This is a genomic window from Pedobacter sp. L105 (assembly GCF_009765875.1).
In the GTDB taxonomy this organism is placed as follows: Bacteria; Bacteroidota; Bacteroidia; order Sphingobacteriales; family Sphingobacteriaceae; genus Pedobacter.
On the sequence record NZ_LMUP01000001.1, the window covers coordinates 237,591 to 261,553 of the forward strand.

The 23,963-nt window shown below is 38.7% G+C and carries 18 protein-coding genes; 12 read left to right on the plus strand and 6 right to left on the minus strand.

The genetic code is table 11. The features are described from left to right. Positions 1–107 precede the first annotated feature (107 nt). Positions 108–1,019, plus strand: coding sequence for a glycosyltransferase family 2 protein (locus tag GSQ84_RS01095; RefSeq protein ID WP_158795399.1), 912 nt, complete (start codon positions 108–110; stop codon positions 1,017–1,019). Positions 1,020–1,025: 6 nt separating this feature from the next. Continuing rightward, positions 1,026–2,192 carry a glycosyltransferase family 2 protein gene (locus GSQ84_RS01100; RefSeq protein ID WP_158795400.1) on the plus strand — a complete coding sequence of 389 codons (1,167 nt, stop codon included), beginning with the start codon at positions 1,026–1,028 and terminating at the stop codon, positions 2,190–2,192. Between the two features lie 9 nt (positions 2,193–2,201). Here the strand turns inward: GSQ84_RS01100 and GSQ84_RS01105 are convergent, their stop codons facing one another. Further along, positions 2,202–2,897, minus strand: coding sequence for a 4'-phosphopantetheinyl transferase superfamily protein (locus GSQ84_RS01105; protein ID WP_158795401.1), 696 nt, complete (start codon positions 2,895–2,897; stop codon positions 2,202–2,204). A gap of 319 nt (positions 2,898–3,216) precedes the next feature. On the opposite strand from GSQ84_RS01105, the gene GSQ84_RS01110 reads away from it, so the two are divergent. From GSQ84_RS01110 to GSQ84_RS01135, 6 genes are read left to right on the plus strand one after another with little or no spacing between them, the layout of a single operon-like run. Beyond that, positions 3,217–3,804 (plus strand): TetR/AcrR family transcriptional regulator, encoded by a 588-nt coding sequence (locus GSQ84_RS01110; RefSeq protein WP_158795402.1) that lies wholly within the window; start codon positions 3,217–3,219, stop codon positions 3,802–3,804. Between the two features lie 21 nt (positions 3,805–3,825). Beyond that, positions 3,826–5,127, plus strand: coding sequence for a Pycsar system effector family protein (locus GSQ84_RS01115; RefSeq protein ID WP_158795403.1), 1,302 nt, complete (start codon positions 3,826–3,828; stop codon positions 5,125–5,127). Position 5,128: 1 nt separating this feature from the next. Next, positions 5,129–7,153 (plus strand): polyphosphate kinase 1, encoded by a 2,025-nt coding sequence (ppk1, locus tag GSQ84_RS01120; protein WP_158795404.1) that lies wholly within the window; start codon positions 5,129–5,131, stop codon positions 7,151–7,153. Between the two features lie 11 nt (positions 7,154–7,164). Next, on the plus strand, positions 7,165–8,034 hold the full coding sequence (locus tag GSQ84_RS01125; RefSeq protein ID WP_158795405.1) for an SdiA-regulated domain-containing protein: 870 nt from the start codon (positions 7,165–7,167) through the stop codon (positions 8,032–8,034). A gap of 44 nt (positions 8,035–8,078) precedes the next feature. After that, positions 8,079–10,442: a GAF domain-containing protein gene (locus GSQ84_RS01130; RefSeq protein ID WP_158795406.1), complete on the plus strand. Its 2,364-nt coding sequence runs from the start codon at positions 8,079–8,081 to the stop codon at positions 10,440–10,442. Between the two features lie 10 nt (positions 10,443–10,452). Next, positions 10,453–13,035, plus strand: coding sequence for a BamA/TamA family outer membrane protein (locus GSQ84_RS01135; protein ID WP_158795407.1), 2,583 nt, complete (start codon positions 10,453–10,455; stop codon positions 13,033–13,035). 34 nt (positions 13,036–13,069) lie between these two features. Here the strand turns inward: GSQ84_RS01135 and GSQ84_RS01140 are convergent, their stop codons facing one another. Continuing rightward, positions 13,070–13,867, minus strand: coding sequence for a hypothetical protein (locus GSQ84_RS01140; RefSeq protein ID WP_158795408.1), 798 nt, complete (start codon positions 13,865–13,867; stop codon positions 13,070–13,072). A gap of 218 nt (positions 13,868–14,085) precedes the next feature. Between GSQ84_RS01140 and GSQ84_RS01145 the strand changes: the two genes are divergently transcribed. Then, positions 14,086–15,492, plus strand: coding sequence for a glycogen synthase (locus GSQ84_RS01145; protein WP_158795409.1), 1,407 nt, complete (start codon positions 14,086–14,088; stop codon positions 15,490–15,492). Positions 15,493–15,504: 12 nt separating this feature from the next. After that, on the plus strand, positions 15,505–16,779 hold the full coding sequence (locus GSQ84_RS01150; protein ID WP_216848842.1) for a glucose-1-phosphate adenylyltransferase: 1,275 nt from the start codon (positions 15,505–15,507) through the stop codon (positions 16,777–16,779). Positions 16,780–16,940: 161 nt separating this feature from the next. On the opposite strand, the gene GSQ84_RS01155 is transcribed toward GSQ84_RS01150, so the two are convergent. From GSQ84_RS01155 to GSQ84_RS01170, 4 genes are all read right to left on the minus strand, one after another. Next, positions 16,941–17,807, minus strand: a complete 867-nt coding sequence (locus GSQ84_RS01155; protein ID WP_158795411.1) for an Rpn family recombination-promoting nuclease/putative transposase — start codon at positions 17,805–17,807, stop codon at positions 16,941–16,943. 162 nt (positions 17,808–17,969) lie between these two features. Next, positions 17,970–19,022, minus strand: a complete 1,053-nt coding sequence (locus GSQ84_RS01160; RefSeq protein WP_158795412.1) for a ferredoxin--NADP reductase — start codon at positions 19,020–19,022, stop codon at positions 17,970–17,972. A gap of 22 nt (positions 19,023–19,044) precedes the next feature. After that, positions 19,045–20,403 carry a PAS domain-containing sensor histidine kinase gene (locus GSQ84_RS01165; RefSeq protein ID WP_158795413.1) on the minus strand — a complete coding sequence of 453 codons (1,359 nt, stop codon included), beginning with the start codon at positions 20,401–20,403 and terminating at the stop codon, positions 19,045–19,047. A gap of 4 nt (positions 20,404–20,407) precedes the next feature. Next, positions 20,408–21,778 carry a sigma-54 dependent transcriptional regulator gene (locus GSQ84_RS01170; protein ID WP_158795414.1) on the minus strand — a complete coding sequence of 457 codons (1,371 nt, stop codon included), beginning with the start codon at positions 21,776–21,778 and terminating at the stop codon, positions 20,408–20,410. Between the two features lie 176 nt (positions 21,779–21,954). Between GSQ84_RS01170 and GSQ84_RS01175 the strand changes: the two genes are divergently transcribed. Together GSQ84_RS01175 and GSQ84_RS01180 are read left to right on the plus strand one after the other, a co-directional pair. Beyond that, a complete protein-coding gene (locus GSQ84_RS01175; protein WP_158795415.1) occupies positions 21,955–23,199 on the plus strand; it encodes an efflux RND transporter periplasmic adaptor subunit in 1,245 nt (414 codons plus the stop codon). Positions 23,200–23,233: 34 nt separating this feature from the next. After that, positions 23,234–23,932, plus strand: a complete 699-nt coding sequence (locus tag GSQ84_RS01180) for an ABC transporter ATP-binding protein (protein WP_158795416.1) — start codon at positions 23,234–23,236, stop codon at positions 23,930–23,932. Positions 23,933–23,963 lie beyond the last annotated feature (31 nt).

Sequence of the window (23,963 nt, forward strand, 5' to 3'; positions counted from 1 at the left end):
GTATAATTTTCATCGCTTATTAATCCGATATTAATGCTTTTTTAATCGTTTTCTAATCTTTTCGGAATCTAATAATATTCAAATGAAAATATATACTTTTACTTTAGATGAAGCGTATCTCCATAATTACTGTTAATTTTAATCAGCCCAAAGTTACCCTTGATTTTTTAAAATCAATTAAACTTTATACAGTTCAAAAAGAGGTGGAAGTAATTATTGTTGACAATGGAAGCCGTGAGGATTGTGGTGCTCAGTTTGTAGAGGAATATCCCGGATTGGTGTACCTCCGTTCTGAACTCAACCTGGGTTTTGCAGGTGGGAACAATCTGGGAATTAAAGTTGCTAAGGGAGAATATCTGTTGCTGCTAAATAATGACACAGAAATCACCGCTAATTTACTTTCCGAACTAAGCGCTGAACTGGATGCGCATCCTGAGATTGGGATGGTCTCACCTTTACTACTATATTTTGATGCTCCTGATGTAATTCAATATGCAGGATTTACCGAAATGAATTACGTTACCTGCAGAAATAAAGGGATAGGGAGTATGGAAATTAACAAAGGACAGTATGATAATGACAGCAGGGAAACAGCTTTTTGTCATGGTGCTGCGATGATGTGCCGCAGAAAAGATCTGGATACGATAGGTTTGATGGAAGAACAGTTTTTCCTTTATTATGAGGAACTGGACTGGTGTGAAAAATTTAGAAGAGCGGGTAAAAAAATCTGGTTTACAGGCCGCACATCCGTATATCATAAGGAATCCATGAGTGTAGGTAAAGAAAGTATCATTAAAACTTACTTTATGACCAGGAACAGGATGCTCTATATCAGAAGAAATACGAGTTGGGTAAATGCATTTGTTTTTAGCTTGTACTTCATCTTGCTTGCCTGCCCGAAACAGCTATTAATATATCTTAAAAAAGGCAGGGGAGATTTAGCAAAGTGGTTATATAAAGGTATATTATGGAACCTCACCCATTCAAAGAATAGTACCAATTTAGGATTTAAAATTTAAGTTTTCATGATTATAATTTTCTGGATCAGCATTTTTCTGATCGTTTATACCTTTGTTGGTTACGGTTTTATTTTATTTCTGCTGGTAAAAATCAAGCGTTTATTTAGTAAGCCATTTTTATTTAAAACAGAGGCTATTCTGCCTACCGTTACCGTCCTCATCGCAGCTTATAATGAAGAAGATATCATTGCAGAGAAAATTACCAATACCCTGGAACTGAATTATCCTAAAGATAAGATACAGGTGATTTTTATTACTGACGGCTCTTCAGACCGTACAGCGGAGATCATCAAAGATTTTGATGAAGTTACTTTATTGCACCAGGACCAGCGTTCTGGTAAAATGGCTGCTATAAAAAGGGCCATTCCTTTTATTGAGGGGAATATTACTGTTTTTACAGATGCCAATACATTTTTAAATAAAGACGCTATTCTGGAACTGGTAAAACATTATCAGAACGCCAAAGTTGGTGCTGTAGCGGGTGAAAAAAGAATCCTGGTAGAGGAGACAGCAGATGCAAGTTCGGCAGGAGAGGGTTTCTACTGGAAATATGAATCGAAGCTAAAAAAATGGGATTATGAGCTCTACTCCAATGTTGGTGCTGCAGGAGAATTGTTCAGTATCCGCACTTCCCTTTATCAGCCTGTAGAAAGTGATACCATTATCGATGATCATATGATAGCCATGCGTATTGCAGAAAAGGGTTATATCATTGCTTATGAACCGGAGGCCTATGCAATGGAAACCGCATCGGCTGATGTAAAAGAAGAACTCAAAAGGAAGATCAGGATAGCTGCGGGTGGTATACAATCAATTTTACGTTTAAAACAAGCTGCGAACCCATTTCATAATCCGGTTTTTACTTTTCAATATATTAGTCATAGAGTATTGAGGTGGACAATCACACCTTTTCTTTTATTCCTTGTATTTATCCTGAATGCTGTTATTGCTTTTGAAACACAGTCTGCATTTTATACCCTGTTTTTTATTCTGCAGGTTTGCTTTTACGCACTTAGTTTAATTGGCTTGTATTTTGAAAGCAGAAACATACGGGTGAAAGCACTTTTTATTCCCTATTATTTTTGTGTGATGAACTATGCTGTGCTGGCAGGAATTATCAGGTATTATAAAAAGAATCAAAGTGCTGCCTGGGAGAAATCTAAAAGAAAATAAACCGGGTTCTTATTCCCAATTCCAGAATTGGAGGATCGTATTTTCCTGCGGATGAAAAGCAGCAGTAACGATATAATCATCACTGACTTCTATACTTTGAACCTTAAATAATTGTCCTTGACGATGAACTTCGGTGGCTAAAGAAGGCACGAGATGAAGATGGTCTGTTAACCCTTCTCCTGTTGCCTTAAGTATGGCTTCCTTCCTGGTCCATAAAAGAAAAAAGCTGGAAAGCTGATCCTCGTTGCTGAGGATGAAAGATGATTCTTCTTCTGAAAAACACATTTCCATTAGATCCATGAATTTAAAATCCTTTTTGATAAATTCTATATCCACACCAACTGGAAGCTGGCTTACAGCAATGACCACATAATTTCCTGCATGGCTAAGATTAAATTCTATGCCCGAGAGAGCTGGTTTGCGATGACTAGTGTAACTGTATGTAATGGCAGAGTTAGCTAAATGGAGAAAACGGGATAACAGCAGACGGAGATAATATTTGCTCACGAGATAACTCTCCCTGTCGTGCTGATGAACAAAACGATTGCCTTTGTCTATTTCATCAGCAGATAAAATAGAGGTATCAATGGCCGGGTAATGTGTGTCTACTTTTATTTTAATAACCTGTACAAAATCTTCAATGGATAATTTCTCTCCACTATAGGGTAACCAATTTACATCATTTTCCAGGAGATTTTCTTCCATTTAAGGCGAAATTAGTGATTTTAAGATGATTCTCCTATTGGTTATCACAGGCTTATTCTTTTAGTAGCAATGTGATTTTGTCTTTAAGGTTAAACCCCACGCTTGTTGTTCTGGATAAGGAAGAAGAAAATTTGACGTTTCCATTTTACAAGCTTTGTTTTTTTAAAACTTATTGATTAATTACGTTGTAGTTTGTTTAAGCAAAAATAAAATACATTAGAAACAAGCTTTTTTATTATAAATGGTATTATTATCCCGGATAATAATCAATACTTTTGAAATAAAGCGGATTAAACATTATGTTGATAGCGTTGCAATTATGGAAAAGGACGAAATAGTTATTGGTGAAATATTGGTAGCTGCAAAGTCTTTATTTGCGAAATTTGGATTAAAAAAGACAACTATTGAAGATATTTCTATTGCGGCAAACAAGGGGAAAAGTACCTTGTATTATTATTTTCCTGGTAAAAATGAAATATTTGAAGCAGTAGTGAAGTACGAACTAGAAACCGTGATCAGAAACCTGAGGGAAAATGTGAGTGCTGTACATTCCGCTAAAGACAAGCTGAGGGCATTTTTAACTATCCAGGGAATTAACATTCTTGAATTGCGTAGCCTTTATAAGGTGCTTTTTGAGGATATTCTCGAATCCCGCAGAATGTTAATGCCTTTACGGTTGAAATATGAGCAAATCCAGATAGAAATGATCACGGAGATTCTTTCCGGCGGAGTGATCAGCGGGGAATTTAAAAACCTGTCTGCGGAAAACATAAAAAAATTATCCTTTTTCATGATTATTGCCTTTAGAGGACTCCATTACCCGTTGTCCATTAATCCCGCAGAAATACAATCTCAGGAATATTTTGATGAACTTATAGATATGCTTATTGAAGGCATTGGAAATTAATAATTTAAAGTGACATACGATATGACAAACTACCTGGAATTACTGGATCAGGTCAGGAACTATACCGCCGGCTTGTTCCATGATAATAAAGACGACAAATTAATCTATCACAATATTCTTCATACAGAACAGGTGGTAAAAGCGGTAGTGAAAATCGCTAACCATTATCAGTTATCAGATCAGGATTTTTTTGTGGTCAGTGCAGCTGCATGGTTCCATGATATCGGATACCTGACCAGTTTTGAACTCCATGAAGGAAGGGGGGCAGAAGCTGCAAAAGTATTTTTAACTTCAAAAGGTATTGAACCGGATATCATAAAGCTGGTAGCCAATTGTATCCTGGCTACAAAGATGCCACAGCATCCTGTAGGGCTATTGGAACAAATTGTATGTGATGCTGATCTTTTTCATTTAGGCAGTGACGATTTTAAAGGAAGGAATAAACTGATGCGCAAAGAGGCAGAGGCTTTTTCCGGGCATGACATCGATAAAAATGAGTGGAGATTAAAAACCATCACACTATTTGAAAACCATCATTACCATACTGAATACTGTCAGGAATTGCTGAATGCAAAAAAGGAACTTAATTTACAGGAACTGAAGGATAAGGCGGTCAAAGAAGAAGATGCCCATATGGATAAAAAAGAGAAAAAGCACGATCAGCACGACAAAAAGCATGATCATAAAAAAAAGCACGGGGAAGAGAAAGAAGAAGTCATAGAAACAGATGATAAAGGGCTGGCTGTTCTGGAGGACAAGGCAGAGGTAAAAAAGAAAAAGAAAGATCGTCCAGAAAAAGGGATAGAAACGATGTTTAGGATCACCTCGGGCAATAATCAGCGGTTAAGCGATATGGCTGATAGAAAAGCACATATTATGATACAGACCAATGCGATCATTTTATCAGTCATCCTGAGTATACTGATGCGCAAACTGGAAGATAATCCGCATCTGATCATTCCTACCTTGCTGTTACTGATCATTTGTGTGACTACCATGGTATTTTCTATTCTGTCAACCAGGCCAACTGTACCTACAGGAACATTCACTGCTGACGATATTACCAGGAAAAAGGTAAACTTACTGTTCTTTGGTAATTTCTATAAGATGCACCTTCCGGATTATCAGGCTGGTATGGAGCAGATGATGGAAGACCGTGAGTTTTTATATGGCAGCCTCATAAAAGATGTATATTCTCAGGGCGTAGTTCTTGGACGTAAATACCGGCTGTTGAGAATTGCCTATAATGTATTTATGTTTGGGATCATTATAGCAGTTCTGGCGTTTATGATTGCTATTGCATGGGTTAGATTACAGGGTTAATATGGCGGAATATTCATTTTTTAACCGCGACCTGAGCTGGCTTAGTTTTAATGACAGGTTATTAATGGAAGCGGAGCGTGCTGATGTCCCTTTATTGGAGCGGATTAAATTCCTGTCTATCTTTTCTTCTAACCTGGACGAGTTTTATAGGGTTAGGATGCCTGTTCTGATGGCTATTGACAATTTTGATGATCGTAACGGGTTAAATAATACCTATTACAAAGCCCGGTTCCTGATCAATCAGCAGCAGGAAAGATATGGACATCTGCTGGCAAATTATATCTTACCGGCGCTGAAAACAGAAAATATTCATTGGTTATACAATGAAGCAATCCCTGATCACATACAGGATGAGTTGGCTGCTCTTTTTTTTAATGAAGTGCTGGCTTATATCAGGCTGTTTTCTGTAGACAAGGACGACGATGGTTTTTTTGCTGAAAATAACAAGCTCTATCAGGCGGTGATGCTGACGGATAAAGCAGGAGTTGAACGCTTAGAGCTGATCACCATTCCTTCGGATGTATTGCCAAGATTGTATGCGGTAAACAAGGGAGAGGATAAATATGTAGTTTTCCTGGATGATATCATTAAAAATAACCTGGCTTATCTTTTTCCGGAGGAAACAATTACAGGTGTTTTCAATATTAAGATCACCAGAAATGCTGAGTTGAACCTCAGGGATGAGATAGGTGAAGATATCACTGCTGCCTTAGAAAAGGAATTAAAAAAACGTGATCTAGGATTTGCCACCCGGTTTTTGTGCCAGCCGGGTGTTCCGCTGCGACATCTTTATCGAATTATTTACACACTTAATTTATCCAATTCTTCTATTGTAGAGGGAGGATATTATCATAACCTGAAAGATTTGAATAGCTTTCCATTGCAGGATGCGAAGCTAAGTGATTCCAAATGGCCTTCCATTAAAAGTCTTGCAATAAAAAAGGAAGAAACCCTATTTGATCTGATCCAGAAAAAAGATCTGATGGTACATGTGCCTTATCAGCAATATGATCCTGTACTCAGGTTTTTCAATGAGGCGGCAAATGATGCTTTTGTGGAAGAGATTTCTGTTACACTTTACCGGGTGGCCGACAATTCCAGAATTGTTAATGCGCTGATGACGGCGGCCAAAAATGGTAAAAAGGTAACCGTGATGGTAGAACTAAAGGCCAGATTTGATGAAGCCAATAATATTAGATGGGCTTCCAGGATGAAAGCTTCGGGCGTGAAGATCATTTACAGTGATGCGGATATGAAAGTGCATGCTAAAGTTGCACTGGTAAAAAGAACATTAAGGGATAAAAGTCAGTATCTTGGTTTGCTGGCTACCGGTAATTTAAACGAGTCTACAGCCAGATTTTATACCGATCATATTCTATTAACGGCAAATCAGCTTATGCTGCAGGAATTGCAATGGCTTTTTGACTTTTTAGGAAAAAAGAAGAAAAACCCGCTCATAGAGGAAGTGATTAATTTTAAACATCTGCTGGTTGCTCATTTTAACCTGCAGCAAAAATTTCTATCCCTGATAGACAGGGAAATCGTTAATGCAGAAAAAGGCCTTCCTTCCGGTATCACCATTAAATTAAATAATCTGGAGGAGAAAATCCTTATTTCCAAATTATATGAAGCTTCGGCTGCGGGAGTGAAAATCAATTTAATTGTACGCAGTATATGTTGCCTCATTCCCGGGGTTCCCGGACAAAGTGAAAACATTACGGTAAGACGCATTGTTGATAAATATCTGGAGCATGGACGGTTGTTTTTATTTCACAATAATGGCAAGGAAGAAGTTTTTATGGGTTCCTCAGATTGGATGAACAGAAATATTTACAGCCGTATAGAAGTTTGTTTTCCAATTTATGACAACGTACTCAAACAGAAACTGATAGAATTGTTAAATTTACAATGGAAGGATACTATTCAGGCTGTGCAGCTAAACGAGGCCATGCAAAATAATTATGTGACAGGAGAGGAAAAGATCCGTTCCCAGCAAGCTATATATTCGCTTTTAAAAGGGGCATAAAATGTAAAACAATGAAACTGTTTTTTAAAAAACCGACTTATGTATTTCTGGTTCTGACCCTGGTTACATTTTATGCTTGTAAACCTATCGCGAGGTCGTACCCAAGTCCTAAAGGTTATAACCTGAACCATCCTGAAAAATTCAGTATGCCAGAGAGCCTGCATGAAATTTCGGGTATTGCTTTTTATCATAACAGGGGCGACTCCGTTTATTCTATTCAGGATGAAGAAGGCCGGCTTTACAGGCAGGCATGGCTGGGCAAAAAACAGAAACATTCAACTTTTGCTGAAAAGGGTGATTTCGAAGATTTGGCCATTTTAAATGAAACCGCAGTAATTTTAAAAAGTGATGGCAAGCTCTATACCTTCCCCTTTAATGAAGCCAGGGATGAAAAGGTAAAAGACGTAAAAGAATGGGAAGATATACTGCCAAAAGGTGAATATGAGAGTATCTACGCTGATCAGCAAACGAATCAGCTTTATCTCCTTTGCAAAAATTGCAAACAGGATAAAAAAGATGAAACCGTATCGGGCAGCATCTTTACTTATAATGCCGCAAAGCAGGATTTAATTGGATCTGGTAATTTTTCTATGGATATCTCGAAGCTGGTAACGGAGAATAAGGTATTAAAAACCGGGCTTAAAGCTTCTGCACTGACTAAAAATCCACATACAGGGGAGTGGTATATTCTTTCTTCGGTTAACAAACTACTGGTTATCGCTACTCCCGACTGGAAAATTAAAAGTACCTACCGTCTGGATTCATCCATATTTACACAACCTGAAGGTATAGCATTTGATGACCAGATGAATTTGTATATCTCTAACGAAGGCGATGAAATTTCGACGGGTAATATTCTAAAGTTTACTTATAAGCCCTAAAGCTCATCATCTCCGTAAAGGCGTAAAACTTAATCACAAGAAACATGCAGGCAATAACTTTAGATTTAAATAAGAGCATATACGGTAATGGAAAGAGTATACTTGAAGCAGATATTGAACTCTCTTTAAAGCCTTTTATTGTCTTTCTTAAGGATCGGGCCGATCGTGAAAAAACCGGCAAGATAAATTTCTACAATTATTTACTGGAGCAGTTTTCTGCCTATCCTGAATTGTTGTTCTCTATTCATCAGGAGGATACAGCGAAATATAACCATCTTTTTGAATTGATTTATACGGCGCTTTCGCCTATTATAAATGATGAACATGAGCAGCTTTGGGCGGTCGGAAAGCCGGTTTCCGCCTGTTTTTACTATGGGACCAATGCTTTTTACAATGTTCTACTGGACCATAAAAAAGAAAGCCTTAAGCCAGATCTTAGCCTGCCTTCCAAAACGGATATGGATAAGAATATGCTTAGGAATTTCTATAATCTGATCCTGCAAAAATTTTACAACTTTACTTTAGGCGGAAAACAATATACTATTAAGTCGGTAACGGATCAGAAAACACACTTAACGAAGTATTACCGTTTGAATGTGGATAACCGGTTTATGGACGTTCAGTGTGAAGGAGAACTACCGGAACTCACTTTGCAGCATGCAAAGGATTACATGAACGATGAAAATAATAGTCTCGAGATATTAACGAAGTTGCTGCCATCAAAGCTATTTAGTATTCAGGGTATTTCTATTGTTATTCTGACTGATGTTACCGGAGAATATGCTCTGGAAGGCATAAAAAATACAATCATTGAGCATAATCAATGTATGGAAGGGTGGAATAGTTCAACGATCTCAGGGGCACTCAAATCGTTGGTAGGAACAGATGCCATAGACTTTGGTTTACTTCCTTATATCCGGCTAAATAAAAAAACACTGCTGTACAGTCATCCAGGATTTCAAAGCGTAATCATTCAACAGGCAAAAGAAAGTGGAATGCCTGAAACTGAATATACTGCTCTCGTAGATTCTTTTGTTGATCATCCCCGCAGCCTGATTTTTTCTGATATTGAAATGGAAGCCTCTGCTGAATACCCGATGCTTAAGCTGATCAAGGACAAGGGAATCCATTCCTATGCGTTATTTCCTTTGTATTTCAATGCCAAACTGGTAGGCTGTTTAGAGTTATATACCCATGATCCTGCAGAGTTTAATGGAGCTACCCTCTCAAAAATTGAAACGGCATTTCCGTTACTGGCCCAGCTCTATCAAAATATTATTACTGATTTTAATAATGAGATTATCAATATTGTAACCGATAAGTTTACAGGTTTACAATCTTCAGTTCAATGGCGTTTTTATCAGGCGGCGTATGACTATATGAAATCGGGCGACTGGGAGAAAAACCTGCCTATAGAGCGGGTCTATTTTGAAGACGTGCATCCTTTTTATGGTGCTATAGATATCAGAAATTCCAGTATTGAACGTAATCTGATGATCAGAAAAGACCTCTTTACTCATTTTGAGATCTTAAAAACAACTTTAAAAAACCTGAGTGAAAAATTTCCTGGCAGACTGGATAAAGACTTTCCAAAAAGATATATTGACTGGAGCAGTTTAGATTTTGACGAACTATCTGACAAGGAGATCATGAAAGCCGATGACTATCTGCAGCGCCAGCTTCCGCCTTATTTCAGGCTGTTAAAAGATATAGAGCCAGATGCCGCGCCTTTTCTGGATGAATATTTTGAATTGACGCAATCGGGAGGAAAAGTATTTGAAAACAGGGACCATTACGAGCTGAGCATGCAGATGATCAATCATGCTGTAAACCGGAGCCTGGATGCGTTCAACACAGAGCTGCAGGAAATTTACCCTTGTTATTTTGAGAAATTTAGAAGTGATGGAGTTGAATTTGATATTTATCTGGGACAGTCAATTACTCCTGATATCAAATTTAGCGATGATTTACTTTCTGATTTTCGTTTCAGACAATTGAAGGTGATCACTGAAATTGCACAGGATACCGCAAATCTTACTTCGCATTTACCTATTCCACTGGAAACCACTCAGCTGATTTTTGTTTACGCAAATTTGATAGACATCAGTTTTCGTATTGATGAGCAACGCTTTGATGTAGAAGGGGGATATAACATCCGTTACCAGATGGTAAAGAAAAGGATTGATAAAGCGCATATAAAGGATAGTACAGAGCGCCTTACCCAGCCCGGAAAGATTGCAATTGTTTATTTTAACAGTAAAGAAGCGCAGGAATATATGGGATATATTCATCAGCTGCAGGCAGCGGGACTGTTAACCAAACTTATTGAATATATAGAAGTAGAAGAATTACAGGGAGTTGAAGGACTCAAAGCATTGCGCGTGGAGGTTGCAGTGAAAACAGTTTAAATTAGCGTGAATGGTTCTCAAAAAAAATAATACCCGTATAACTGCAATAACTTTATTTCTAATTATTCCTTTTTTTGGGAAAGCACAGGAACACAGGACAAAAGATTCTATAACCATTGCCATCGCTCCGGCTTACGATTCTGTATCGAAAACCCACCGTTTCTTTTTTGGTGAAAGCTACCGTAAGCTTTGGGCAACCCCGGTTAGAATGAGGATTGTAGATCTTCAAAAAGAACACGGTGGAATGAAGATTTTGCAATTGGGTGGAGGAATGCAAACCAAGTCGCTGCGTTTAGAAGATGCATCTGGCCGTGAATGGGCGCTCCGTACCGTACAGAAATATCCTGAACGCGCATTGCCGAAAGATCTGCGGGCTACAATTGCCAAAGACATTCTGCAGGACCAAATTTCTACCAGCCATCCTTTTTCTTCTGTTGTTATCCCGCCTTTGGCAGATGCACTTCAAATTCCACATTCTGATCCAGAAATTGTTTATGTAGGAGACGATCCCGCACTAGGGCAATACAGGAAAGAGTTTGGCAATGCCGTTTATCTGCTGGAAGAACGTTATCCTGTAGGTTATGAAAAAAGTGATAATACAGAAAAGGCTGAGCGAAAGGTGGAGGAGGATAATGATACACGTATTGATCAAAAGCTGGTGTTAAGGGCAAGGCTGCTCGACTTTGTGGTGGGCGACTGGGACAGGCATGAGGACAATTGGAGATGGCTTAAAGATGATTCGGATAAAAAAGAAAAGAGATATATACCTGTTCCGCGTGATAGGGACAAGGTTTTTTATAGTACATCAGGCTTGTTTCCATGGGTACTATCACATCAGTGGCTAAAGGCCAACCTACAGCCTTATCAGGAAAACATCAGGGCAGTCGATCAGTATAATTTTAACCAGCAAACGTTTGACCGGTACTTTTTAAATGGATTATCCGAAAAAGACTGGAAGGAAGAGGTAAAATATGTTCAGGAGAAATTGACTTCAGATGTGTTAAGAAAGGCTATGCTGCGGATGCCGGCTGATATCTTTTCAAAAGGAGGGGAGGAAACCTTAAAGATCATGATTGCTAGAAAAGACAAGCTGGAAACAAGTGCTCTGGCCTATTATCGTTTCCTGGCTGTCACTGTAGAAATTCCTGGTTCTGATAAAAAAGAATATTTTGATGTCAGGCATAAGAAAAATGGTAATATTGAACTGACTATAAGTAATTTTAAGAAAACTGGTGAAAAGGGCCGGGAGATCTATCACCGTACCTTTAATCCCAAAGTAACCCATGAGATCCGCTTATATGGATTAGGCGGAGAAGATGTTTTTGATGTTAACGGTAATACAAAATCACCAATCAAAGTTCGTTTGGTTGGTGGGGATGATGAAGATCGTTTTCAGGTCAGTCCGGAATCAAAGGCAAAATCCACTACCTATGTTTATGACCGCTCTGATCAAAAAAATGAGCTGCCGGCATCTTCAGTGGCCAAATTGCGTTTAGCTCCGGATACAGCTGTTAATTCCTTCAATAAAACCCGTTTTATTTATGATCAGTTTGGACCTTTATTCCATTTGAATTACAATATTGATCAGGGTATACAGGTGGGCGGCGGCCTCATCCTGGAAAAACAGGGGTTCAGGAAATATCCTTATGCTTCAAAACAGGAATTTTGGGTAGATTATTCAACAGGAAGGCAGTCTTTCATTTTAAATTACCAGGGAGATTTTAAGAAAGTCATCGGGGATAACGATTTTAAGATCAATGCAAATTTTCTCGGCCCGAATAACCTGAGTAATTTTTTCGGATTGGGCAATGCTACTGCATTTGACCAGCATGATCCTAAAGGAATTTCTTATTACAGAAATAGATATGACTATTTAACGGCTGATTTTCAGCTATACAGGAAACTAGATAAATGGACAGTGGGAGGCGGGCTGGCAACAGAATATTATACCAGCAGCCGTACTGGTAATGAGAGTAGATTTCTGAATGTCTTTAACCAGAGTAATCCCGGAGAAGCTGTTTTTAACGACCATATATATGCTGGTGTGATCGCCGATTTAAAATATGATTCGAGGGATAATATTGCTATTCCAAAAAAAGGTATTTACTGGAATACGCAGCTAAATGCAGATCAGGAATTAAGCGGAGACAATAAACGGTACGGGAAGGTGCAAACAGAATTTCGATATTACCTGAACCCTGGCAATTCAGGTTTTGTAATTGCCAACCGCCTGGGTGGAGGAACCACCTTTGGTGATCCCGAATATTTCCAGCTGATGCAACTGGGGGGCGTACATAGCCTGCGTGGTTTTCATACAGACAGGTTTACCGGAAAGACAATGGCTTATTATAACTTAGATTTAAGGTTAAAACTGTTAAATTTCACCTCTTATATCACCCCCGGATCATTGGGCTTGCTTGGATTTAATGACGTAGGCAGGGTATGGCAGCCAGGACAATCTTCAAATCAGTGGCATCAGGGATATGGCGGAGGGATATATATTGTACCTGCAGATTTAATTCTGATACAGGCGGCAGTAGGCTTCTCTAAAGAAAGCACAATGCCTTATATCTCTGTAGGGTTCAATTTCTAATTAAATTAAGCCAGGCCGCAACCTGGCTTAATTATTATTTTACCTGTTTATAGGTAACCTTAAAAGTTGAAGAGATACCATTTGAGGTTGAAATGATAGTTTCGGGATATTTATCTGCATTATATGCATAACTAAAAGTCTGATTACTGTCTGGCATTAGCGTATAATTACATTGCTGTATATTATTAATTACCGATAGTAATAACCTGTTTTCTTTTTCTACAGCAAAAAGCCATGCATAATTTACATTTTTAAAAAGGCCATTTTTATCGTCATACTGATAACTCAGGGAAAGCCCGGGTGATGTACTATCGTCGCTTAACAGATTGCCGGATGTTGTATAAGTTTTCTGTTGTTCATTCAGCAGCTGATCTTTTGTTGAATAGTAGCTAATTGCAGTTAACTGCGAAGCGGTATTGTAGATTAAATTATAAGATCCTATTGCATAAGAATTCTCGTCTTCTAAAGTAAACTGAGCTGCGCTGATCACTATTCCTGTTTGATCCAGGGAATATTCACTGGAGTAGATTAGTTTTTTGTTTTTGTACCGCAAAAAATTAAGTGGTTTTCCATCGGCAGTATAATTGAGCACCACACTGTCACCTCCTGTATAGTCAATTTTTGAGAGCGACAAATTTGAGGTGTAGCTAAATACCATTTTGGATTTTCCTGATTCCAGCTGAGTGGGAATATAAGCTTTCTCCGGAACCGGAATATTTGGAGGTATTGCAACTGATGTTTTTTGAACCGGTGTTTTGTCTTTTTTGCATGCTGTGGTGATGCTAATTGCTATAAAGAGATATAGCGGCAGGTTTTTTCTATGAACTTTCATAATAATCGTAATTAATGATTGATTTATTTAAGTTCTAAGTTAATTCAGTTTATATATAAAGTGTTTAAATAGTTAAAAATATTTCTGAACATAGAGCCTGAAATATAAGTGCTAATTATTTTAAAATAAAGACAAACAAAGTTTACTAATCCGGGTTATAACTCATATTTTACTCTAGATTTTGTGTCTCTCATTGACTCCAATCCTTTTTTATTTATATGGAAATAATTCATTTAAGCGCAGAGTGTTACCCCGTGGCCAAAGTTGGCGGGCTGGGTGATGTTGTTGGCGCATTGCCAAAATACCAGAACAAACTGGGCCATTTTGCAAAGGTAGTTATGCCTGCTTATAACGTTCCCTTCTTGCAGGAGAATGATTTCGAGGTGGTCTACGACGCCTGGGGCAATCTTGGGGAACGCAGTTATCCTGTCCGTGTGCTCAGGGAAAAAACCAATAAACTAGGGTTCGACCTTTACCTGGTTTATATCGAGGGGTTGACTGACCGTGATAAAGTTTATGGTTACGATGATGATACCGAGCGCTTCCTGGCTTACCAGATTGCTGTACTGGACTGGATCAATCAATGGGAACACCGCCCTGATGTGATTCATTGTCATGATCACCATACAGGTTTAGTGCCATTTATGACTGCCAATTGCGAAAGATATAAATCGCTAAGGGATATACCTACTGTATTCACTATTCATAATGCACAATACCAGGGTCAGTTTGGATGGGACAAACTATACTATCTTCCTGCTTTGGATTTATGGAAAGCCGGTCTGCTGGGATGGGAAGAAGATATTAACCCACTTGCATCTGCTATTAAATGCGCATGGCGCGTCACTACGGTTTCTCCCACATATCTTGATGAGCTGAGTTACCAGGCCAACGGACTGGAAGGTTTACTGGCTAGCGAACGTGGAAAGTCAGCAGGTATCCTTAACGGGATCGATTTTGAAGTATGGGATCCTAAAACTGATCCTATGCTCGAAAAAACTTACACTTCACGGACAGTAGAAAGTGGAAAGAAAACAAACAAAGCAGCTTTATGTGATGTTTTTAACTTAGATCCAACGAAACCCCTGTTTACATTTATAGGCAGGTTAGTAGGCGAAAAAGGTGCCGATTTGTTACCTGATATTTTTCATAATGCATTGGCACATAGCAGAGGCAATATAAATATCCTTGTTTTAGGCTCGGGAGATAGAATGATAGAGGGAAAACTGGAAGAATTGAAGAACTGGTTTCCTGGAAATTATAATGCTTATATTGGTTATAACGAGAAGCTATCCCATCAAATTTATGCAGGGGCAGATTTTTTGCTGATGCCATCCAGGGTAGAACCCTGTGGCCTTAACCAAATGTATGCATTACGGTATGGAACTATTCCTATCGTAAGACGTATAGGAGGATTAAAAGATACAGTGGTAGATATTGGCGATGGAGGATTTGGCATTTGCCATGATCAAACCAGCGTATGGGATGTGGGACAGGCTATGGGAAGGGCCTACGAACTTTACCAGAATAAAAAAAGAATAAAAGATATCCTAAAATACACGATGCAGTTGGATCATTCCTGGGATAGGGCAGCCCAACAATATATAGATCTGTACCAAATATAATTTTCAATGAACATGACTGAAAAAGTATTAGGAGTTATTCTTGGCGGTGGCCAGGGCTCCAGATTATCACCACTTACACAAACGCGCTCCAAGCCAGCAGTTCCTATTGCAGGTAAATATAGACTGGTAGATATTCCTATTTCTAACTGCCTGAATTCTGGTATACACCGGATGTTTGTATTGACACAATTTAACTCGGCGTCGTTAAATAAACATATAAAAAATACCTACTATTTTAGTCATTTCAGTGATGCCTTTGTAGATATTCTGGCTGCTGAACAAACTCCGGATAACCCTACCTGGTTCCAGGGAACAGCTGATGCAGTTCGTCAAACGATGCATCACTTATTACAACATGAGTTTGAATATGTGTTGATCCTTTCAGGAGATCAGCTTTACCAGATGGATTTTAACGAAATGCTGACTGCACACGAAGAGAGTGGTGCAGAGGTTACACTCGCTACAATTCCAAGTACGGCAAAAGATGCTACCAGTTTTGGTATCTTAAAAGCTAATGAAGATAATATTATTACTTCATTCATTGAAAAACCAAGTACAGAATTATTGGTAGACTGGGCTTCGGATACTGGTCCGGAAATGCAGGCCGAAGGCAGAAATTATCTGGCTTCTATGGGAATCTATATCTTTAACCGGGATCTCCTGGTGAAGATCTTCGCTGAAAATCCTGACGAAAAGGATTTTGGTAAAGAGATTATACCAAGGGTATTGAAGGAACAAAAAGTGTTAAGCTTTCAGTATGAAGGTTACTGGACTGATATTGGTAATATTTGTTCTTTTTTTGAAGCCAACCTGGGATTAACTGATGATATTCCAAAGTTTAACTTATTTGACAGTCACCAGAGTATTTTTACCCGTCCAAGGATGCTTCCTCCTACAAAGATATTAAGCACTTCTTTAAATAAGGCGGTAATTGCTGAAGGGTGTATTCTGAATGCAGATAATATCCAGCATTCTGTGATTGGCATACGCTCCAGGATAGGGAATGGAACGACGATTGAAAACGCCTATATCATGGGTAGCGACCGTTACCAGACACTTGCTGAGATCGCCGAAGAAAATGCGAAGGGAAATCCGTTGATCGGAATTGGCGACCGCTGTAGAATTGTAAATGCAATTGTTGATAAAAATTGCCGTATTGGAAACGATGTAGTGATTAACGGCGGCATACATATACCTGATGGTAATTATGGCTTTTATACCGTAACTGATGGAATTGTTGTTGTGAAGAAAGGTTCACTTGTTCCAAGTGGCACAGTAATAGGTTAAGGTTCCTAATTTTATTGTAGAGGATGATTTAACGATCATCCTCTTTTTTTTGGTTTTTATTTTAAGTTTCTATTTCTTCTATTGGAAGTTTAGTGACTTTCGAAATCATATCAACCGAGAATCTTTTATTAACGTGTTTTTAAGAATTGAATTTAATTCTATCATGCCGGTATATCTAAATTTTCGATTTCTTGAACAGGTAGCTTTGTGATCTCTGCGATCTCTTCTTTAGAAAACCCTTTCATCTTCAATTCTATTGCGATTTCAATTGCTTTTTGCCTTTCTCCTTTTTCTTCCGCAATTTCTGCTGCATAAGCTATGGAATTGTGATAATCCCAATAAGCTTTTAAACCTGAATCATAATCCATACGTTCCTCCTTTGTTAAATTTGCTAATTCTGCTATTTTAAATATTTTCTCAAATACCGGGCTATCAAGTACATCTGGTCTTTCAGTTAACTCATGTATGTTTTTTAATATGTATAGCCATTTATCCAAATCTGTAGTCAATTTTTCTACCGGTTTATTGAAATTTGGTAACTCTATGAATTTAATCCCTATTTTTTCATAGAATAATTTTTTAGTGTATTTCTCCACCAGTGAAATGTGATGCAAATAACCCTTCTCATCGCCATATTCTAAGGGAAATTCAACTACTCCAATAAGATATATCTCTTTAAATTCTGCGTTCCAGTTGGATTCGCCTCTTGGCAGCTGCTCATTGAACAAACGTGATAGGTAGTAGATGCATCTTTCACGAAAGTACCGCTGTGGATTACGCTGCATTTCAATAATGAACTGTTCACCATTTTCTCCTGTACACAATACATCGAAATACACTTTTTTTAGTTCTTTATACTCGCCTGCATATTCTGTAGGATTATAAATAATATTGGCGATCTTTTTTTGATCCTCAAAAATCACATTTAAAAAGTCGATCAGGATGTCTTTATTGGATTCCCTTCCAAAAAAATGTTTAAACCCGAAATCAGATAGCGGGTCGAGGTAACGGTGATTTTTTTCTGACATACACATAGTTGGTTAGTGATAAGTCAAATGTAATCTGTATTATTTATTTAAGCAAATAATATTTCATTTAAAGTAAATATAATTAATCAAATATTTATTTTAAATTCAATAGATTTATTTCTCTCTTCAAAAAATATGAATTGAATAATCCAATAATATTTATCAAAACACAATTTTTGTGTTATTAGCAGTAGGGTGACCGGTACAGATCAATACCCTTCCTTTTGCTATTTCCTGATCAGTCAGGATCTCATTGTAATCCATTTTTACGCCTCCTGCGGTGCAGGTCGCTACACATGAACTACAAATTCCTGCCCTGCAGCTATAAGGTACATTGATGTTATGTTCCAGTGCAACCTGTAGAATCCGTTTATACCAGGGTACTTCCAATTGGTATGTATTACGGTTAAAATCAAGGATAACGGTATAGGTATTTTTATCCTTTACTTCTTTCTCCGTCATGTCATCATCATCGGCCTCATCCTCCGGAATAAAATAGGTTTCCCTTTTTATCTGGTCCATTCGGAATCCCATCGCCAATAACGAAATCCTGCACATTACCATATAATCAATGGGTCCGCAAGTATAACAAAGCGCGTCAGACTGATCAAATTCAAGATTGTCATTAAACAGATCATGAATTAAAAAGCCATTTAACCGCGCAAACTGAAGTCGTTTTGCATCACTGAATAAATAGAACAGTTTAAACCGTTGCGGATACCGCAGCTGCCAATCGTTTAGTTCCTCATAAAATAAGGTTGAATCTTTTGATTTATTGCTGTATATCAATACAATATGGGATTGCTCTTCCTGGATTAAAGCTGTTTTTATAATTGAAAAAACTGGTGTAATACCTACTCCGGCGGCAAAAAGAAAAACGCTGCGTTTAATGGAAGCGACAGGAGTGTAGGTAAAAAGACCATTAGGCGGAAGCGCTGTCAGGATATCGCCTACAGCGGTTTTATGATGCAGGTTTTTAGAGATCTCTCCGTTTTCTACCAGCTTAACCGCAATGCTGAGCGGTTCATCTACAGCCGGAGAGCTGCAGATAGAATAAGAGCGTCGGATCTCTTTACCATTCACCTGGAAAAGTACAGTTAGAAACTGCCCCGCCTCATATTCGGGTTTGATCCCATCAACAGGTTCAAGTTGTATAAAAACATTTTCGCCTGGCTTTTTTGAAATTTCCGTGATACGTAGCTGCAATAGGGTCATACTGCAAAGCTAAAGATTTCCTTTAAACATAATTAAAGACCAGGGAGAAGATTGTCCTTTCAAACGGAGCGGATGTTACGTCAAGACTGCCATAATGCATTTTCATAATATTGCGCGTAATCGTCAGGCCAATACCGGATCCGTTTTTCCTGGTGGTGAAAAAAGGAACGAAAATCTTTTCGAGCAATTCCTGTTCAATTCCTTTACCATTATCAGCAACATCAATAAATAATTTATTTTGTTCAAGTCGGTAATCGATCTCTATCAGCGGATGTTCAACTCCTTCCAGCGCATGTATGCTATTCGTAACCAGATTGATCAGCGCTTGTTCTACCAGTTTAAGGTCGGCCTGTATGGTGATTTTTGAAGAGGTTTGTCCTACGATAAGCCGGATGTTTTTTACGGCAGCAAATGGCTGCATCAACACATGGATATGCTGTAATATTCCGCCGATACTGTGCGACTCCAGTTCGGGGGTAGGCAACTCAGCAATCAGCCGGTAATCCTTCACAAAATCAAGTAAACCTTCAGATCTTCTTTTTATCGTTTGTATGGCCGGTCTCAAATCGTCCAGATCTTCTTTATTGAGGCTTTCTTTATTTGCCACCATGCTATTTACCGTATCAGAGAGAGAGCTGATAGGGGTAATGGAATTTAATATCTCATGCGAGATTACACCAATCAGCCTGTTCCAGGCTTCTATTTCTTTCTGTTCAATCTCATCCTTAATATTCTGAAAAGAGATGATCATATAATCTGCACCATACAAATTAAGCGGAATTACTTCTGTAGATAATTGAATCATTTTATCCTGTATCTTCAATTCCAGAAATCTTTTACCGCCTTTGTGTATGCTTTCGATTTCGGCGGTAAATAAAGGCAGGTGTTGTTTTAGCCGGTGCCAGTATTTATAGGCCGGAACATTCAGCAATGCAGCTGCGGCCTCATTAAAAAAGGCAATTTCAGTTTGCCCATGCGCATTTACTGTTTCTTTCACTACGATTACCCCAACTGGAACCTGCTGCAGAATAGTTCTGATCAGTTGGAACATGGCATCCTGCTCTAGCTGTATGTCTTTGTGGGTTTTAATGATATCATCAAAAGAACTGTAGAGGTCGGGGAAACTTCCTTTAGTGCTTTTGTTTTTAAAATTAAGAGTATGGTCTCGCGTTTTTACAGCCAGGATAAACCTTTTGATGTCCGACCTGATCTGGTTGATATAATTATATAAAGAGAAAACAGCAACTAACAGAATGATGGAAACGCCTGCAATAGTAAACCAAAGCCGTGTTTTAAGAACCAGGTAAACCAGCAGTAAAGCAAGTATATTGATAAATAGCAGTTTGAAAATTAATCTGAATGTAAAGCGCTGATAAAACATAAGCCTATAATCCGAATTTTTCTATCCTGCGGTATAAGGCTGCCCTGGTTAATCCTAATTCTGCTGCGGCCCTGGAAATATTTCCTTTATGGGTATCGATTGCTTTTTGGACCATCATTTTTTCCATTTCCTCCAGATCCATATTTGTCGTTACAGGCATTGCGCTACCAAATCTTTGCGGACTGAGCTGCAGATCGGAGTCGGTGATTTCGGTTCCGTCTGTCATAATGATAGCCCTTTCTATTACATGCTGCAGTTCGCGTACATTACCGGGCCAATGGTAATTTAATAGAGTTTTTTCGGCTTTATCATGGATACGGCTAATGTTTTTGTGGTATTTAGAACTAAAGGTGTGCAGGAAATGACTGGCGAGCAGTAAAATATCTTCCGCACGCTGATGCAGGGGAGGAAGGATCAATTCAACGGTATTGATCCTGAAGAGCAGATCTTGTCTGAAAGTACCCTTTGCCACCATTTCATTTAGCGGCATATTCGTTGCCGTGATCAGACGTACATTCACTTTACGTTCTTTGCTTTCACCCAATCGCGTAACTGTTCTGTTCTGCAGTACGGTCAGCAATTTTGATTGTAATGGCTGAGAAAGGTTTCCAATCTCATCCAGGAATATCGTCCCGTTATCAGCCAGCTCAAATCTTCCGGGCCTGTCGTCCCTGGCATCTGTAAAAGCACCTTTTGCATATCCGAACAGTTCACTCTCAAACAGGTTTTCATTGAGAGATCCCAGGTCTACGTGCATAAAAATATTATTCTTTCTCAGTGAATGTTTATGCAGCTCATAAGCAAAAACCTGTTTTCCTGTTCCATTTTCTCCAAGGATCAATACATTGGCGTCGGTAGGTGCTACTTTAACCAGTGTTTGCTGCAGTTGTCTGATAGGAGCAGAGCTGCCGATAATATGTTCGAATTTTCTTGCGATGTCATTCTGCATGGAAGAAGATATCTTTTCCAGCTTTTTAACTTTTTTGGTTGACTGTCTTAATTTTGAAGCGGCCGACAGCGTAGCATATAGTTTTTCATTTTCCCAGGGTTTTAGAATGAAATCCGTTGCCCCCTTTTTTATGGCCTGTACAGCTAGCTCAACATTTCCATAAGCAGTCATTAAGATCACCACATAATCTTTATCGATGGAAAGAATGTGTTCAAGCCAATATAATCCTTCGCGGCCGTCGCTGGCCCCTTTCTGATAATTCATGTCCAGCAGGATGATATCTATTTCATTGTGACTGAGCAATACATTAATCTCTTTGGGAGATTTGCAGGTCACCACCTGATTGAAATGCTGTTTTAAAAACAACTTTGCACTTAGCAGGATATCGTCATCATCGTCTATTACTAAAACGTTTGCTTCTGTCATGATTAAAAGATTTATTCAAAAATAAATGAAATGTCCGATGTTGTACATCAAGTGTCCGTTAATGAACGGTGTTTTTTAATTTAAATATTTAAATTACTGATAATCATTGTTTTATTTGATTGTTTTTCAATTGGCATATCCTTGGCTTAGACCCTGACAGAATACAATTGCGAAACATGGATAAGATCATAGAGAAAAAGAGGTTCAGTAAAAAAATGATTTTGATGATCACGGGGGGGCTGGTGCTTGTTACACTGGTGGCTTATGGTTATAAGCTGTCGTTAAGTAAAGTCTATAAAGCTGACGCGGATAAACTGACGATCAGTAAAGTTGCTTATGGCGATTTTGAAGATGTCGTTTTACTGAATGCCAGTGTAGTACCGCTTACTTCTGTAATTGTCAGTTCTTCTGAAGGAGGTACAGTTGCAGAGATCTTCACAGAGAATGGTGCAACGGTAACTAAAGGTGCTCCTTTATTGCGGATTGCTAATCCGCATGCGCTTTCTGGTTATACTACAAGTGAGACTGGAATCATAGAACAGCAAAATCAGCTGCGCAAAGTAAGGCTCGATCTGGAGCAGAACCAAAGGGTAATGACCCAGGATGCGATGGTTATAGAGGATGCTTTGAGAACTACTATGCGGAAATATAAGCTTGACAGTGTATTGTTCATTAAGAAAGTTATTACCAGGGAAGAATTTGCTACGGCAAGTCAGGATTACGAGTATAACAAAGGAAGAAAGAAGATCATGGAGCAGGCGGTAAAACAGGAAAACCAAAGCCGGGTAATGCAGCTGCAGCAAATTGATTTTTCGGTTGGCAGAATGAATGAAAGCCTGGAATCCATCAGGGAGAATATTGACAACATGACGATCAAGGCACCGGTTTCCGGCAGACTTTCTTCTTATGATCCCGTGATTGGTAAATCGTATACGGCAAATGAAATGCTGGGGAAAATTGATGTGATGCAGGGATATAAGCTGCAGGCTGGTGTAGATGAATATTATATCAACAGGGTAAAGGAAGGGCAGTCTGCCAATTGTGAGTTTAATGGTAAAACCTATAAACTGACCGTCAGAAAGGTGATTCCAGAGGTTACTGCGGGGCAATTTCAAGTGGAGCTTGTTTTTGAAGGAAAATCGCCCGATGAATTGCGCAGAGGTTTATCTTTACAGGTAAAGCTTACCCTTTCAGATAATAGTAAATCACTTTTACTGGCACAGGGCCAGTTCTTTCAAAGTACGGGTGGCTCGTGGGTTTTCGTATTAAAAGATGGAAAAGCGCAGAAAAGGAATGTAAAAATAGGACGCAAAAACTATCAGTATTACGAGATCATGGAAGGGCTTCAAAAAGGGGAGGATGTAATTACCTCTTCTTACGACCAGTTTAACCAGTACGATGTGATAGAAGTCAGCAAATAAATTATAGATCAACAAATCATAAAATAATAGGACCATGATAAAAATTGAGAACCTGGAAAAAATATACAAAACAGAAGAAATAGAAACAACGGCATTAAATGGGATCAACCTGCATGTTAAAACAGGTGAGTTTGTCTCTATAATGGGCCCTTCAGGTTGTGGGAAATCTACGTTGCTTAATGTAATGGGCTTATTAGATAAACCGGAAAGCGGCAGTTATAAATTTATGGAGACTGAGCTTTTAACCATGAATGACAGGGAGCGTTCCAACTTCCGGAAGCGTAACATGGGGTTTGTGTTCCAGAATTTCAATTTGATTGACGAACTCACGGTATTTGAAAATGTGGAATTGCCATTGATCTACAATAAAGTTCCTGCCGGGGAACGGAAAAAGCTGGTCAATGAAATTATAGAGCGAATGAATATTGTAAACCGGAGCGGTCACTTTCCTCAGCAGTTATCAGGTGGTCAGCAGCAGCGGGTGGCAGTAGCCAGGGCTTTGGTGACCAAACCAAAATTGGTGCTGGCAGATGAGCCGACAGGTAATCTGGACAGTTCGCATGGTAACGAAGTGATGGAACTGCTTTGTGAGTTAAATGAGCAGGGCACAACGATTGTGATGGTTACCCACTCTTCCCATGATGCCAGTTTTTCTAACCGGATTATTAACCTGAAAGACGGTCATGTGATCTCCGAGAAAATCAATAAAAGCAGAACTGAAGAATTGATCTAGTTGGGTAGATCCCATATAGCAGGACGGTTGG

Bases quoted from the DNA above. Each gene is read 5' to 3' on its own strand.
- GSQ84_RS01170 (WP_158795414.1), bottom strand. From the start codon at position 21,778: ATGACAGAAGCAAACGTTTTAGTAATAGACGATGATGACGATATCCTG.
- GSQ84_RS01145 (WP_158795409.1), top strand. From the start codon at position 14,086: ATGGAAATAATTCATTTAAGCGCAGAGTGTTACCCCGTGGCCAAAGTT.
- GSQ84_RS01130 (WP_158795406.1), top strand. From the start codon at position 8,079: ATGCAGGCAATAACTTTAGATTTAAATAAGAGCATATACGGTAATGGA.
- GSQ84_RS01110 (WP_158795402.1), top strand. From the start codon at position 3,217: ATGGAAAAGGACGAAATAGTTATTGGTGAAATATTGGTAGCTGCAAAG.
- GSQ84_RS01165 (WP_158795413.1), bottom strand. From the start codon at position 20,403: ATGTTTTATCAGCGCTTTACATTCAGATTAATTTTCAAACTGCTATTT.
- GSQ84_RS01115 (WP_158795403.1), top strand. From the start codon at position 3,826: ATGACAAACTACCTGGAATTACTGGATCAGGTCAGGAACTATACCGCC.
- GSQ84_RS01095 (WP_158795399.1), top strand. From the start codon at position 108: ATGAAGCGTATCTCCATAATTACTGTTAATTTTAATCAGCCCAAAGTT.
- GSQ84_RS01100 (WP_158795400.1), top strand. From the start codon at position 1,026: ATGATTATAATTTTCTGGATCAGCATTTTTCTGATCGTTTATACCTTT.
- GSQ84_RS01155 (WP_158795411.1), bottom strand. From the start codon at position 17,807: ATGTCAGAAAAAAATCACCGTTACCTCGACCCGCTATCTGATTTCGGG.
- GSQ84_RS01175 (WP_158795415.1), top strand. From the start codon at position 21,955: ATGGATAAGATCATAGAGAAAAAGAGGTTCAGTAAAAAAATGATTTTG.
- GSQ84_RS01180 (WP_158795416.1), top strand. From the start codon at position 23,234: ATGATAAAAATTGAGAACCTGGAAAAAATATACAAAACAGAAGAAATA.
- GSQ84_RS01105 (WP_158795401.1), bottom strand. From the start codon at position 2,897: ATGGAAGAAAATCTCCTGGAAAATGATGTAAATTGGTTACCCTATAGT.
- GSQ84_RS01140 (WP_158795408.1), bottom strand. From the start codon at position 13,867: ATGAAAGTTCATAGAAAAAACCTGCCGCTATATCTCTTTATAGCAATT.
- GSQ84_RS01150 (WP_216848842.1), top strand. From the start codon at position 15,505: ATGACTGAAAAAGTATTAGGAGTTATTCTTGGCGGTGGCCAGGGCTCC.
- ppk1 (WP_158795404.1), top strand. From the start codon at position 5,129: ATGGCGGAATATTCATTTTTTAACCGCGACCTGAGCTGGCTTAGTTTT.
- GSQ84_RS01160 (WP_158795412.1), bottom strand. From the start codon at position 19,022: ATGACCCTATTGCAGCTACGTATCACGGAAATTTCAAAAAAGCCAGGC.
- GSQ84_RS01125 (WP_158795405.1), top strand. From the start codon at position 7,165: ATGAAACTGTTTTTTAAAAAACCGACTTATGTATTTCTGGTTCTGACC.
- GSQ84_RS01135 (WP_158795407.1), top strand. From the start codon at position 10,453: ATGGTTCTCAAAAAAAATAATACCCGTATAACTGCAATAACTTTATTT.